General features: G+C 66.4%; 12 protein-coding genes, 3 tRNA genes and 1 pseudogene. 10 read left to right on the top strand and 6 right to left on the bottom strand.

Features of this window, described 5'->3' with window-relative positions; all coding sequences use genetic code 11:
* The 3 genes and pseudogenes from B2X67_RS20940 to clpB all read left to right on the top strand — a co-directional run.
* Positions 1-160, top strand: a pseudogene (locus tag B2X67_RS20940) (methyl-accepting chemotaxis protein); the annotation flags it as partial.
* 929 nt (positions 161-1089) lie between these two features.
* Positions 1090-2673, top strand: a complete 1584-nt coding sequence (locus B2X67_RS18685) for a peptide chain release factor 3 (RefSeq protein ID WP_282343204.1) — start codon at positions 1090-1092, stop codon at positions 2671-2673.
* 199 nt (positions 2674-2872) lie between these two features.
* The gene (clpB, locus tag B2X67_RS18680) at positions 2873-5437 is read left to right on the top strand and encodes an ATP-dependent chaperone ClpB (protein WP_286786426.1); all 2565 of its coding nucleotides are present in this window, start codon (positions 2873-2875) and stop codon (positions 5435-5437) included.
* 57 nt (positions 5438-5494) lie between these two features.
* Here clpB and B2X67_RS18675 read toward each other — a convergent pair whose 3' ends face one another.
* Complete coding sequence (locus tag B2X67_RS18675; RefSeq protein ID WP_286786425.1) at positions 5495-5824, bottom strand: PilZ domain-containing protein; 330 nt, start codon at positions 5822-5824, stop codon at positions 5495-5497.
* Entirely contained in the window at positions 5817-8117 is a 2301-nt protein-coding gene (locus B2X67_RS18670; RefSeq protein ID WP_286786428.1) for a DUF1631 domain-containing protein, read from the bottom strand. The genes B2X67_RS18675 and B2X67_RS18670 overlap by 8 nt, the downstream gene beginning before the upstream one ends.
* 204 nt (positions 8118-8321) lie before the next feature.
* Here B2X67_RS18670 and B2X67_RS18665 point away from each other — a divergent pair.
* The 3 genes from B2X67_RS18665 to B2X67_RS18655 all read left to right on the top strand — a co-directional run bounded on the left by B2X67_RS18665 (position 8322) and on the right by B2X67_RS18655 (position 8569).
* Positions 8322-8397: transfer RNA gene (locus B2X67_RS18665), tRNA-Asn, on the top strand.
* 13 nt (positions 8398-8410) lie between these two features.
* Positions 8411-8487: transfer RNA gene (locus tag B2X67_RS18660), tRNA-Pro, on the top strand.
* 6 nt (positions 8488-8493) lie between these two features.
* A tRNA-Lys gene (locus tag B2X67_RS18655) sits at positions 8494-8569 on the top strand.
* Positions 8570-8643: 74 nt separating this feature from the next.
* On the opposite strand, the gene B2X67_RS18650 is transcribed toward B2X67_RS18655, so the two are convergent.
* Genes B2X67_RS18650 through B2X67_RS18640 form a run of 3 tightly spaced genes read right to left on the bottom strand, consistent with a single transcriptional unit; the run spans position 8644 to position 9815 of the window.
* Positions 8644-8817, bottom strand: a complete 174-nt coding sequence (locus B2X67_RS18650; protein WP_090226340.1) for a DUF3094 family protein — start codon at positions 8815-8817, stop codon at positions 8644-8646.
* A gap of 26 nt (positions 8818-8843) precedes the next feature.
* Positions 8844-9353 carry an MOSC domain-containing protein gene (locus tag B2X67_RS18645; protein WP_090227415.1) on the bottom strand — a complete coding sequence of 170 codons (510 nt, stop codon included), beginning with the start codon at positions 9351-9353 and terminating at the stop codon, positions 8844-8846.
* 27 nt (positions 9354-9380) lie between these two features.
* The gene (locus B2X67_RS18640) at positions 9381-9815 is read right to left on the bottom strand and encodes a thermonuclease family protein (protein ID WP_090226338.1); all 435 of its coding nucleotides are present in this window, start codon (positions 9813-9815) and stop codon (positions 9381-9383) included.
* 163 nt (positions 9816-9978) lie between these two features.
* Here B2X67_RS18640 and B2X67_RS18635 point away from each other — a divergent pair, with 163 nt between their 5' ends.
* From B2X67_RS18635 to B2X67_RS18620, 4 genes are all read left to right on the top strand, one after another.
* Positions 9979-10404 (top strand): GNAT family N-acetyltransferase, encoded by a 426-nt coding sequence (locus tag B2X67_RS18635; RefSeq protein ID WP_286786424.1) that lies wholly within the window; start codon positions 9979-9981, stop codon positions 10402-10404.
* Positions 10401-10868, top strand: coding sequence for an FAD/FMN-containing dehydrogenase (locus B2X67_RS18630; RefSeq protein ID WP_286786423.1), 468 nt, complete (start codon positions 10401-10403; stop codon positions 10866-10868). Before B2X67_RS18635 ends, B2X67_RS18630 begins: the two co-directional genes overlap by 4 nt.
* Positions 10865-11554 (top strand): energy-coupling factor ABC transporter permease, encoded by a 690-nt coding sequence (locus tag B2X67_RS18625; RefSeq protein ID WP_282343186.1) that lies wholly within the window; start codon positions 10865-10867, stop codon positions 11552-11554. Before B2X67_RS18630 ends, B2X67_RS18625 begins: the two co-directional genes overlap by 4 nt.
* Before the next feature lie 109 nt (positions 11555-11663).
* Positions 11664-11879 carry a hypothetical protein gene (locus B2X67_RS18620; RefSeq protein WP_090226327.1) on the top strand — a complete coding sequence of 72 codons (216 nt, stop codon included), beginning with the start codon at positions 11664-11666 and terminating at the stop codon, positions 11877-11879.
* Between the two features lie 64 nt (positions 11880-11943).
* Here the strand turns inward: B2X67_RS18620 and B2X67_RS18615 are convergent.
* The coding region (locus B2X67_RS18615; protein ID WP_286786422.1) for a fructose-specific PTS transporter subunit EIIC at positions 11944-13015 on the bottom strand (1072 nt) is incomplete at its 5' end.

Raw genomic sequence — 13015 nt, 5'->3', positions numbered from 1 at the left:
CATCGAGGCGGCGCGCGCCGGGGACGCCGGACGCGGCTTCGCCGTGGTCGCCGACGAGGTGCGCGCCCTGGCCTCGCGCACCACCAGCGCCACCAGCGACATCGCGTCGATGGTCAAGGCCATCAGCGACGAAACCGGCAACGCCGTGAAGGGCGTGGAGAAGGCCGAGCGCGAGTCACTGCTGGAAACCGCGCAACTGCTGGCGGCGCAGGAAGCGGCGCGACTGGAGACGCGCTTCGCCGGTCTGAAGGCGACCCTGTACGGCCTCAAGCATTTCATCGAAAGCCTGAAGAATGCCCGCCAGGGCCCTGAGCGCCAGGCGATCAACACGGTGATGGCCGCCTACCTGCGCGCCGACAGGGCCGTGCTCGCCTATTCCTGCTGCATCGAGCCCGGCGCCCTCGACGGCCGCGACGCCGAGTTCGCCAACACCCCGGGGCATGACGCCAGCGGCCGCTTCATCCCCTACTGGAACCGCGGCCAGGGCAGCGTCGGTCTGGAACCGCTGGCCGACTACGACAGTGCCGGGCTCAACGACTGGTACGAACTGCCGCGGCGCACCGGCCAGGACGTGATGATGGAGCCCTACGATTACCGGGTGAACGGCCGCACGGTACGCATGACCTCGCTGATGGTGGTGCTCAAGTTCAGCGAGCGTTTCGCCGGCACGCTCGGCGCGGACTTCTCCCTCGATGCGCTGCAGCAGGACCTGTCGCAGCGCAAACCGCTTGGCGTGGGTTTCCTCGCGCTGCTCTCCAACGCGGCGTCCTACGTCACCCACCCGGACGCCGCCCGCCTCGGCAAGTCGGCCGACGACCTGAGCGCCGAGGCGCGCCAGGCGGTGAAGAGCGGCAAGCCGCACGTCTATCTGGAAGGCAACGACCGCGTGCGCCTGTTCGCCCCGGTCGCCACCGGCGTCGAGCGCATGCCCTGGTCGCTGATGATCGGTTTCAGCCTGGCGGCGGCGCTGGAGGCGCAGTAGCCGCCCCGGCAGTCGCGCCAGGATGTTCGTCGCGGCCGGCGACAACCGGGGGGCGCGCTCCTGTATACTTCGCGCCCTCTTTTATCGCTCCGCACCCAGGTTCTTGCATGACCACCCAGGCCGCCGAAGTCGCCAAACGCCGCACGTTCGCCATCATTTCCCACCCGGACGCCGGCAAGACCACCATTACCGAGAAGCTCCTGCTGATGGGCAAGGCCATCGCCGTGGCCGGCACCGTGAAATCGCGCAAGTCCGACCGCCACGCGACCTCCGACTGGATGGAAATGGAGAAGCAGCGCGGCATCTCCATCACCACCTCGGTGATGCAGTTCCCCTACCGCGAGCACATGATCAACCTGCTCGACACCCCCGGCCACGAGGACTTCTCCGAAGACACCTACCGCACCCTGACCGCGGTGGACTCGGCGCTGATGGTGCTCGACGGCGGTAAAGGCGTCGAACCGCGGACCATCGCCCTGATGGACGTCTGCCGCCTGCGCGACACGCCCATCGTCAGCTTCGTCAACAAGCTCGACCGCGACATCCGCGACCCGATCGAACTGCTCGACGAGATCGAGGCGGTCCTCAAGATCAAGGCCGCGCCCATCACCTGGCCAATCGGTTCGTACCGCGACTTCAAGGGCGTCTACCACCTCTCCGAAGACCGCATCATCGTCTATACGCCGGGCCACGGGCACGAGCGTACCGAGACCAAGGTGATCGAACAGCTCGATTCGGCCGAAGCCCGCGCGCACCTGGGCGACGAGTACGAACGCTTCGTCGAACAGCTGGAACTGGTGCAGGGTGCCTGCCACGAATTCGACCAGCAGGAATTCCTCGACGGCAAGCTGACCCCGGTGTTCTTCGGCACCGCGCTGGGCAACTTCGGCGTCGATCAGGTGCTCGACGCGGTGGTCGACTGGGCGCCGCGCCCGCTGCCGCGCGCCGCCCACGAGCGCGTGGTGCAGCCAACCGAGGAAAAATTCAGCGGCTTCGTGTTCAAGATCCAGGCGAACATGGACCCCAAGCACCGCGACCGCATCGCCTTCATGCGCATCTGCTCGGGCAAGTACGAGCAGGGCATGAAGCTGCGCCACGTGCGCACCAAGAAGGATTTGAAGATCGCCGATGCGCTGACCTTCTTCTCCTCCGAGCGCGAGATGCTCGAAGAAGCCTATGCCGGCGACATCATCGGCCTGCACAACCACGGCACCATCCAGATCGGCGACACCTTCAGCGAAGGCGAAGCGCTGGGCTTCACCGGCATCCCGCACTTCGCCCCGGAACTGTTCCGCCGCGTGCGCCTGAAGGACCCGCTGAAATCCAAGCAATTGCGCCAGGGCCTGCAGGAACTCGCCGAAGAAGGCGCCACCCAGGTGTTCTTCCCCGAGCGCAGCAACGACATCATCCTCGGCGCGGTCGGTGTGCTGCAGTTCGACGTGGTCGCCAGCCGTCTCAAGGGCGAATACAAGGTCGAGTGCGCCTACGAGGCGATCAACGTCTGGTCGGCGCGCTGGATCGAGTGCGACGACAAGAAGAAGCTCGAGGACTTCAAGGTCAAGGCCTTCGAGAACATCGCCATCGACGGTGGCGGCCACCTCACCTACCTGGCGCCGACCCGCGTCAACCTCAGCCTGATGGAAGAGCGCTGGCCGGAGATTCGCTTTCGCGCCACCCGCGAACATCACTGAAACCCGCCAAGGACCCCGCGTGCGGCACGCGGGGATCGCCCCGCCAGCGGCGTCCCTCGCCGCATCCAGCCTTCGGCTGACCTGCGTCAATCACGTCACGCTTGAATCCCGGCCGTTCGACCTCATCTAAGCTGCATCCCGCAGGTTTTCGTTCGAGGTGCAGTTCGTCGCACCGGCCTGCGCCAACCGAGGTGATTCCATGCGTATCGATCGTTTGACCAGCAAGCTGCAACTTGCCCTTTCCGACGCCCAGTCCATCGCCGTCGGCCTCGACCATCCGGCCATCGAACCCCTGCACCTGATGCAGGCGCTGCTCGACCAGCAGGGCGGCTCGATCAAGCCGCTGCTGCGCCAGGTCGGTTTCGACACCAACGCCTTCAAGCAGGCGATGACCAAGGAACTGGACCAGCTGCCGAAAATCCAGAACCCCACCGGCGACGTCAACCTGTCCCAGGACCTGGCGCGCCTGCTCAACCAGGCCGATCGCCTCGCCCAGCAGAAGGGCGACCAGTTCATCTCCAGCGAGCTGGTGCTGCTCGCGGCGATGGACGACAACACCCGCCTGGGCAAACTGCTGCTCGGCCAGGGCGTGTCGAAGAAGGCCCTCGAGAACGCGGTGAACAACCTGCGCGGAGGCGAGGCGGTGAATGACCCCAACGCAGAGGAATCGCGCCAGGCGCTGGACAAGTACACCGTCGACCTGACCAAGCGTGCCGAGGAAGGCAAGCTCGACCCGGTGATCGGCCGTGACGACGAAATCCGCCGGACCATCCAGGTCCTGCAGCGGCGCACCAAGAACAACCCGGTGCTGATCGGCGAGCCCGGCGTCGGCAAGACCGCCATCGCCGAAGGGCTGGCCCAGCGCATCGTCAACGGCGAAGTGCCGGACGGCCTGAAGGACAAGCGCCTGCTGTCCCTCGACATGGGTTCGCTGATCGCCGGCGCCAAGTTCCGCGGCGAGTTCGAGGAGCGCCTGAAGTCGCTGCTCAACGAGCTGTCGAAGCAGGAAGGCCGGGTGATCCTGTTCATCGACGAACTGCACACCATGGTCGGCGCCGGCAAGGCGGATGGCGCCATGGACGCCGGCAACATGCTCAAGCCGGCACTCGCACGCGGCGAGCTGCACTGCGTCGGCGCCACCACGCTGGACGAGTACCGCCAGTACATCGAGAAGGATGCGGCGCTTGAGCGGCGTTTCCAGAAGGTCCAGGTGGACGAGCCCAGCGAGGAAGACACCATCGCCATCCTGCGTGGCCTCAAGGAGCGCTACGAGGTGCACCACGGGGTGACCATCAGCGACGGCGCGATCATCGCCGCGGCCAAGCTGAGCCACCGCTATATCACCGACCGCCAGTTGCCGGACAAGGCCATCGACCTGATCGACGAAGCGGCCAGCCGCATCCGCATGGAGATCGACTCCAAGCCCGAGGCGCTGGACAAGCTCGAGCGCCGGTTGATCCAGTTGAAGATCGAGCGCCAGGCGCTGCGCAAGGAAGAGGACGAGGCGACCCAGAAGCGCTTCGTCAAGCTCGAGGAAGAAATCGCCAAGCTGGAGAAGGAATACGCCGACCTCGAGGAAATCTGGAAGTCGGAGAAGGCCGAGGTGCAGGGTTCGGCGCAGATCCAGCAACGCATCGAGCAGTCCAAGCAGGAACTCGAGGCCGCGCGGCGCAAGGGCGACCTCAACCGCATGGCCGAACTGCAGTACGGCGTGATTCCGGACCTGGAACGCAGCCTGCAGATGGTCGACCAGCACGGCAAGTCGGAAAACCAGCTGTTGCGCAACAAGGTCACCGAGGAGGAAATCGCCGAGGTGGTTTCCAAGTGGACCGGCATCCCGGTGAGCAAGATGCTCGAAGGCGAGCGCGACAAGCTGCTGCGCATGGAAGACATGCTGCACACCCGCGTGATCGGCCAGCACGAAGCCGTGGTGGCGGTGGCGAACGCCGTGCGCCGCTCGCGCGCCGGCCTCGCCGACCCGAACCGGCCGAGCGGCTCGTTCCTCTTCCTCGGCCCGACCGGGGTCGGCAAGACCGAGCTGTGCAAGGCGCTGGCGGAGTTCCTCTTCGACACCGAGGACGCCATGGTGCGCATCGACATGTCCGAGTTCATGGAGAAACACTCCGTGGCACGGCTGATCGGCGCGCCTCCGGGCTACGTCGGCTACGAGGAAGGCGGCTACCTGACCGAGGCGGTACGGCGCAAACCCTACTCCGTGCTGCTGCTCGACGAAGTCGAGAAGGCCCATCCGGACGTCTTCAACATCCTCCTGCAGGTGCTCGAGGACGGCCGCCTGACCGACAGCCACGGGCGCACGGTGGATTTCCGGAACACGGTGATCGTGATGACCTCGAACCTCGGTTCGGCGCAGATCCAGGAACTGGTCGGCGACCGCGAGGCGCAGCGCGCGGCGGTGATGGACGCGGTGGGCAACCACTTCCGTCCGGAATTCGTCAACCGCATCGACGAGGTGGTGGTGTTCGAGCCGCTGGGCCGCGAGCAGATCGCCGGCATCGCCGAGATCCAGCTGGGCCGGCTGCGTCAGCGCCTGGCCGAGCGCGACCTGACCTTCGAGCTCACCGACGAGGCGCTGGACAAGCTGGTGTCGGTCGGTTACGACCCGGTCTACGGTGCACGTCCGCTAAAACGCGCGATCCAGCGCTGGATCGAGAACCCGCTGGCGCAGCAGATCCTTGCCGGCAAGTTCGCACCGGGCGATACCGTCAAGGCGCGCTTGGACAACGACGAGATCGTCTTTATCTGATCGGGCACAGGCCGTACGAAACCTCTCTTCCGCTTGCCGGGAGGGAGTTTTTTTCGCTCAGAGCGCCTGCAGCAGAAGCTCCAGCCGCGCCGCCTGGTCCTCGGCCATGTCGATGATGTGGAACCCCGCCCAGCCGTGGTGTTCGTCGGTGCCCGGCCGGGCCCACAGGCAGTCGGCGCCGAAGCTCACCTCGCGGACCTCGCCGCTGCCCGCCGTCAGCCGGCACTCCCAGACGGAATCGACGGCCAGCAGCTGTTCGGTGACGAGCATGAAACCATCGCGGGACAGGTCGACGATGCGTCCCAGGCGCTGGCCGCCGTGACGGTCGTAGACTTCCAGGGTGAGTGTGGGGCGGTATCGATCGTACTGGCGACGCTCGCTATCCATGGTCGTTTCCTGGGTGGGTGGAGCGTCCGCTGACACGCTGCAGGGCGCGATAGATCGCGTTCATCGCGCGATCCACCAGGGGCAGGCTGCGTTCCTCGATGACGATGCGCGCCAGGCCGCGGTTCATCTCCTCGGCGAGGTCTTCCAGCGGCCGAATCGCGGCGCGCTGGCCCAACTGGTCGACGAACATGTAGTTGTTCGTCGTCGGGCTGAACCAGGACAGCTTGAGCCGGCGCCGCTGCGTGCCCTCGACGAAGTCGAACCAGGTGCCGAACTCCAACGTTTGCAACTGGCGGATCAGCGCTTCCAGGCGCTGCGTGCGCGGCGGCCTGGCGGCGCGGCGGTCCGCCAGCAACACCGCATCCTCGCCGAGCATGTTCGCCAGCGGGCTTTCGATCAGCGACGGCGCGAGAGGCTCCACCCGTTCGGGGCGCTTGGCCTGCACGGCGTCCTGGCTGGCGACGATGTCCCGCAACAGCCGGGCGATGCCGTCCTCGTGATAGCCGCCGAGCAATTCGAGGCCCTTGCGCACCTCGTCGAGCATGCCGGCGCGCAGGCGGTGCAACGCGTCGATGCCGGCGGCGTCCTGCGGCCTGCCGCTCCAGGCCAGCTGCTCGGCCAGTTCCAGCGAGCGGTTCCATTCGGCGCTGCCCTCGCCATGACGAAGCTGTACGAACACCAGCACGTCGGTCCAGGTCAGCTCGAGGAACTCCTGGATCATCTTCGGCAGGCTCGGCCCGTGCAGCGCCCCGGCGATCGCGGCGCCGGCCTTCTGCCGCGCATCGAGCAGGCGGTCACGGCCCTTGGCCGCCTCGATGGAGCGCTTTTCACGCAGTTCGACGCGGTGCCTGAGGGTAGCGACGAACTCGTTGAACTCGTCCAGCAGCGTTTCGAACAGCGCCAGATCGCCGGTGAAGCCCTGGATCACCCGCTCGACCACCCAATGGATCTTCGCCAGCAGTTCGCGCTCCTCGCCCTCGGCGTCGTACAGCACTCCGGCGCGCGCCATGGCATTGAGCAGCAAACGGGCCGGGTGGTTGTACTGGGTGAAGAGCGCCTTGTCCTGCATCGCCACCCGCAGATAGGGCGTATGCAGGTGCGATAGCGCGGTCTTGCAGGCATCCGGCAAGTCGGCGTCATCGAGGATGAAGTCGAAGAGCATGCCGACCAGATCGATCACGTCGGCTTCCTGGTCGGAAATCCGCCGCGGGTCCGCCGCAGCGCCGCGCGACTCGAGCTGCCGGTGCAGGTCGGCTTTCACGCCGTCGACCTGCTGCGGCCGTTGCATGCGCCGGGCGAAATCCTCGGCGGCCTGCTTCTGCAACTGGTTCAGCGCCTCCAGCAGGTCGCGCGCCTCGAAGGTGCGCGTGGCGGTGGGCGGCGCGTAACTGACGATGCTGCGCCTGCCGCCGAGCAGGGTCGTGCCCTCACGCTTGCGCAGCGCGATGAACAGCTGGGTGAGCCCGTCGAACAGCCGCTCGGCCTGCTCGGCCGATGGATCGTCGCCGTCGGAATAGCCCGAGCGGGCATCCGGCGATCCGGCGAAGGAAGGCGCGCCGGCGGCGGGTGCGCCGCGCGTGGCCTCGAACCGCGGCTGCGCCTGGTATTTCATGTTGGGCAGGATGCCGGCGTCGATCAGCTCGCGATTGAGCGCCTCGTAGAGACCGTCGAGGTTCTGCATGAGGTGCCGGTCGAAGAGCATGTAGAGGATGATCCGTATCCGCAGCGGCAGCGGCGTCGGCTGCAAGGCCTCGCGGAACGCCTGTGCGATGGCGTGCGGACCGAAGGGGTTGCCGTCCTCGTCGAGCTTCCGGCCGTTGTTCAGCAGGGCCAGCCGACGATCCAGCGCGAACAGGCTCTGCGCGCAGCGGGCCTTCACCCGGCTGACCATGTTGATGATCTGCAGGGTCTCCTCGTAATCCTCGTTCTGCACCAGACGCAGGTCGTCGGCCTCGAGCGCGTCGTCGTTCGTGGCGGACGGTTTTCCCTGGAGGAAATCGGAGAACTGCCGGGCGATCTGCTGGTGATAGGTCCGCTCGACCAGCGGCCGCAACCGGCGGATGTCGCGCATGCTGTCGAAGAACAGCGTCTGGACCTGATTGTTCTCCGCCTTCTCGGCGCACTCGAAGAGGGTGTCGTCGACCTGCCCGAAGGTCGCGGTGAGGTGTTCGGCGAGGGCGTTCATCACCCGTTTGCGACAGCGCTGCACCAGCTCGCTGAAACGCGGCTGGATGACGCGGCTGGCGAGTGTGCCGTGGGCGGAGGGAGACAGGGGTGAGTCGCGTTCGTCCATCATCAAGTTGCCGGTGCCCGACTGACGAGCGCACTCCACACGGTGATCTTCAGCACAGATATAGCAGCCACCCCGCCGACTGCAAGACATTGTCTCAGGAAGAATTTTAAGGGTTGACAGGCGCTTCGGGAAACGTAAAATGGCGCGCCTCTGATACGGGATTCCGGTTCACCGGCACCGTAAAAGAGATTGGAAGCTCGTAGTTCCGCGATAGCTCAGTCGGTAGAGCAAATGACTGTTAATCATTGGGTCCCTGGTTCGAGTCCAGGTCGCGGAGCCAACTTCTTCCAGATCGGGGTATAGCGCAGCCCGGTAGCGCGCCTGCTTTGGGAGCAGGATGTCGGGAGTTCGAATCCCCCTACCCCGACCACCTTTTGGGTCGTTAGCTCAGTTGGTAGAGCAGTTGGCTTTTAACCAATTGGTCGTAGGTTCGAATCCTACACGACCCACCATTTTCTTCTCCGCACCTCTCGAACGATGAAACGCCCACACCGGGCAACCCCAGCGTTCGTTCGCAACGCCCCTCCTAGAGCACCAGCAGACTGAGCAGGCGACTGATCAGGCCCATGCCGATCACGCTGATCAGTACCACAGCCAGCAGCAACCACGGCCGGAACGGCTTGCGCTCGACGCGATGCTGCGGCGCGCTCAGGTATTCGTCTACGCGGCGCTGGTCTTCGTCGCTCAATCGCTTGGACATGCTGCCGGCCTCGCTCGGGTTCGCCTTCAGTCTAGCTGCGCTTCCTGCAACGGCTCGACGATCAGCGTGTCACCCAGACGAATGATGCCGCTGTGCAACACCCGCGCGGTGATGCCGCCGTGTCCACGCACGGCCTGAAAGGTGCCGGGCCCGAGGTTTTCCTCCAGACGCGCACACGGCTGGCACCAGCCGGTGGTTTCGAAAACCGCTTCGCCGATGCGAAAGCGGCGGTTCTTCAGGCTGAACAGGTTGATCCCGCTCACCGCGATGTTGCGTCGAAGCTCGGCCGGCGCGATGTCGCGCCCGATGAGGCTGGCGATCACCGCCAGATGCTCCCACTGGATGAAAGTGACCTGCCGCGCGTTGCGCGGGCCCGGGCGGGCGTGGTCGCCGGTCAGACCGGCATCGCGCCGCGCCTCGACGACGTCCGGCTGCAGAACCTCGCCGCGCGACAGCGGGCGCACGCCGATCCAGCGCACGCGCCCCTGCTGGGGAACCGCGGCGAGCAGGGTGTGCAGCGGGCTGCGTTCACGCATCGTCATGCACTCCATGGGTCAGGGGCGTCACCAGACGCTCTTGGTGCCGCCATCGTAGGGTTTCGCCAGGCCGGCGCGAATCAGCATCGCGCCCAGGTCGCTGCCGTCGACCCAGACATCGCCGAGCAGGCGGAAATACTTGTCGCGGCGGATGTTGCGCAACTCGACGTAGCGCGCCGCGCGCAGCCTTTGCACGCTGAACTGCTTGGCCCTGAGCGCCAGCGCGCGCACGGCGGGACGCTTGTCGCGCAGCTCCGGGGTATCGATGCCGGCGATGCGCACCGGCACCCGGTGGCCGATCACGGCAGGCCAGTCACGGATGGTCGCGCGGAAGGTATCGCCATCGTAGATGCTGGTGATCTCGTCCAGGCGGACCTTGCCGTAAGGACCTTCCGCGGCGATCGATGAAAGGGTGGAGCACAGGCCGGACAACAGCATGAAGCACAGCAACAACGAACGCATGGCGACAACGGGACTGCCAGAAGGAAGGCGACTCTAATCGACTGCGCCGGTAAAAGCAGCGGCCGGTGGTCGCAGTGGCGCGCGCGCCAACGCAGTAAACTGGCGCTCCACGCCCACCCGATGAGCCGCCCTCCCGACCATGGCGAAAGACCCTGAAGTCCCCATGAAACCTCGTTCCGCCGTCCCTTCCGATCACCCGGCGCTGCTTTCGCTGTGGCAGCGCACGCCGGGCATTCGGATTCGCCCCGAGGACGCGCTGCAACCGTTCACCGATTACCTTGCACGCAACCCCGGCCTGAGTCTGCTGGTCGAAGCGCAAGGGCGACCGGTGGCCTGCCTGATGGCCGGGCACGACGGCCGCCGTGGCTACCTCCAGCACCTGGTGGTGGACGAGGCGTACCGCGGTCGCGGGCTGGCGAGAGCGCTGCTCGATGAGACGCTCGCCCGCCTGGCGCGCCTGGGCATCCACAAGAGCCATGTCTTCGTCCTGCGTGATGCGCCCCAGGCGCTGGCGTTCTGGCAGGCGCAGGAAGGCTGGGAACGGCGCGACGATATCGAGGTTTACTCCATGCAAGGACATCACTCATGAAAGTCTGGATTCTGCTCTGCGCCGCACTCTTTCCCGCCCTGCTGCAGGCCGCCGAGGAAACGCAGCCACTCGCGCCCTGGACGCTGCTCGATCAGTACGAGCAGCCCTATACCCTCTCCGACGATCTGCGGGTGCTGCTGGTGGCCCGCGACATGGCCGGCGCCAAGCTGGTCGAAGCGGCGCTGGTGGATAAACCCAAGGGCTACCTGGAGCAGCGCCGGGCGGTGTTCCTCGCCGATATCAGCCGCATGCCCTCGCTGGTCGCGAAGCTGTTCGCCGTGCCGGCCATGCGCGACTACCCGTACCGCGTGGTGCTTGACCGCGAGGCGCGCATCGTCCCGCGCTACGAGCCTGCGGCCGATGCCGTGCTCTGGTTGCAGCTCGATGGCCGGCGGATACTGAGTCGCCAGTCGTTCACCGACACGGGGCAGTTGAGCGCGGCGCTGCAGCGGCTCACGCCATGATCAGCGCGGCGCTGCTGTCGCCGGAAAGCGCATTGCTGGGATGGGCGATCTACGCGCCGGTCATCGCCTGGGCGATAGGGCGGGCGCCGTGGCTGGAGCTGTTCAGCGATGCCCGGCGCCAGCACCTGCTGTTTGGCACCATGCTCGGGCTATTCCTGCTCTGGCTGGTGCGGCGCGATTTCGACTCCGGGCTGTCCTTCCATTTTCTCGGCATGACTGCGGTGACCCTGCTGCTGGACTGGCCGCTGGCGCTGCTCTGCGGCCTGGTCGCCCAGCTCGCGCTGGTCGCGATGGGACGTCAGGACCTGGCGGCGCTGGGCATGAACGGCGTCCTGCTGGTGGCGCTACCGGTGCTGGTCACCGAGCTCTGCGCGTTGCGCGTGGAGCGCGCGCAGCCGCGCAACCTGTTCGTCTACATATTCTTCTCCGGCTTCTTTCCCGCGGCGCTGGCCGCGCTGCTGTGCATGCTCGCCGCGCTCGGCGTGCTCTGGATCGACGGGCTGTTCCCGATGCCGCCCTGGCTGGACGACTTCGCCGGTTATCTGTGGCTGATCATGTTTCCCGAGGCGTTCATCAACGGAACGGCGGTCACCGCGCTGGTGGTGTTCTGCCCCGAGTGGCTGGAAACCTTCAACCGCAGCCGATACCTGCAGGCGCCGTGGAAGGACGACGAGCGACCCCGCTGATGGGCCAGGATTCACCCGTCGCATCCCGCGCAGCGGTTTGACCTACATCAACCGCCGGAAGCCGATGGCCTCGAAGATGAGCCCTCACTCATTCCAAGAGGCAGAAGACATGGGCGGATATGCATGGGCACGAGAGGCCCTGGAACGCGAACTGGAGCTGGCCCGGACGGCGGGCCTGGATGAGGCGATGGCGCTGCGCACGCTGCTCAGCGCGGTGGTCGAGCGCAGCAAGCGGACGCGCAGCCTCGCCGACCTGGCGCAGGAGCTGACGTTTCTCGCCGACAACCTCGACGAGGAACGCGACTACGCCTTCATGCGACCGTGATCGCCTCCGGCCTTGGCGCCCCCATCACGATCGACCGGGCGGCGCGCAAGGCATTCTTCCTTCCCTACGCCGCTTCGCCCTGAACATCCAGCGCCTGCGGTTCGGGCTGCTTGATCAGCGCGTAGATCACCCCGGTGAGCACGCTACCGGCGACGATCGCCAGCAGGTAGAGCAGCGCGTGGTTGATCGCGTTGGGGATCAGCAGGACGAACAGCCCGCCGTGCGGCGCCATCAGCTTGCAGCCGAACGCCATCGACAGCGCTCCGGTCAGCGCACCGCCGGCGACGCTGGCCGGGATCACCCGCAGCGGGTCCTTGGCGGCGAACGGAATCGCCCCTTCGGAGATAAAGCACATGCCGAGCACGCCGGCGGCCTTGCCGGCCTCGCGCTCACTCTGGGCGAACTTGCGCCGCGCCAGCAGCGTGGCGATGGCCATGCCGATCGGCGGCACCATGCCGCCAGCCATGGTCGCCGCCATCGGCGCATAGCTTTGCGACGCCAGCAGGCCGACCGAAAACGCGTAGGCCGCCTTGTTGATCGGGCCGCCGAGGTCGACGCACATCATCCCGCCGAGCAGCAGGCCAAGCAGCACCGCGTTGGAGGTGCCCATGGTGTCAAGGAACGCCGTCAGCCCGGCGAGCATGCCGGCCACCGGTTTGCCGACCACGTAGATCATCGCCAGGCCGGTGAACAGGCTGGCCAGCAGCGGGATGATCAGGATCGGCTTCAGCGCCTCGATGCTGGACGGCAACCTGACCCAGCGGGCAATGGCCCTGGCCGAATAACCGGCGAGAAAACCGGCGACGATGCCGCCAATAAAACCCGCACCGAGGGTGCTCGCCAGCAGCCCGCCAATCATCCCCGGTGCCAGGCCCGGACGGTCGGCAATCGAATAGGCGATGTAACCGGCCAACAGCGGCACCATCAGCTTGAACGCCGCGTCGCCACCGATCTGCATCAGCGCCGCGGGCAGCGTGCCTTCCTGCTTGAACGCCTCGATGCCGAAGACGAACGACAGGGCGATCAGCAGGCCGCCAGCGACCACCATCGGCAGCATGTAGGACACGCCGGTAAGCAGGTGCTTGTAGGGCCCGGCCTTGCCCTGCTCGCTGCCGGCGGCGGCGCTGTCGGTGGCC

This window comes from Pseudomonas sp. UBA3153, assembly GCF_002364635.1.
Classification (GTDB): domain Bacteria; phylum Pseudomonadota; class Gammaproteobacteria; order Pseudomonadales; family Pseudomonadaceae; genus Pseudomonas_O; species Pseudomonas_O kuykendallii.
This window is presented reverse-complemented; position numbering and strand designations above follow the sequence as displayed.

Coding starts and splice junctions, on each gene's coding strand:
- B2X67_RS18640 (WP_090226338.1), bottom strand. CDS start 9,815: ATGCGTTCGTTGTTGCTGTGCTTCATGCTGTTGTCCGGCCTGTGCTCC.
- B2X67_RS18620 (WP_090226327.1), top strand. CDS start 11,664: ATGGGCGGATATGCATGGGCACGAGAGGCCCTGGAACGCGAACTGGAG.
- B2X67_RS18645 (WP_090227415.1), bottom strand. CDS start 9,353: ATGCGTGAACGCAGCCCGCTGCACACCCTGCTCGCCGCGGTTCCCCAG.
- B2X67_RS18685 (WP_282343204.1), top strand. CDS start 1,090: ATGACCACCCAGGCCGCCGAAGTCGCCAAACGCCGCACGTTCGCCATC.
- clpB (WP_286786426.1), top strand. CDS start 2,873: ATGCGTATCGATCGTTTGACCAGCAAGCTGCAACTTGCCCTTTCCGAC.
- B2X67_RS18635 (WP_286786424.1), top strand. CDS start 9,979: ATGAAACCTCGTTCCGCCGTCCCTTCCGATCACCCGGCGCTGCTTTCG.
- B2X67_RS18625 (WP_282343186.1), top strand. CDS start 10,865: ATGATCAGCGCGGCGCTGCTGTCGCCGGAAAGCGCATTGCTGGGATGG.
- B2X67_RS18630 (WP_286786423.1), top strand. CDS start 10,401: ATGAAAGTCTGGATTCTGCTCTGCGCCGCACTCTTTCCCGCCCTGCTG.
- B2X67_RS18670 (WP_286786428.1), bottom strand. CDS start 8,117: ATGGACGAACGCGACTCACCCCTGTCTCCCTCCGCCCACGGCACACTC.
- B2X67_RS18675 (WP_286786425.1), bottom strand. CDS start 5,824: ATGGATAGCGAGCGTCGCCAGTACGATCGATACCGCCCCACACTCACC.
- B2X67_RS18650 (WP_090226340.1), bottom strand. CDS start 8,817: ATGTCCAAGCGATTGAGCGACGAAGACCAGCGCCGCGTAGACGAATAC.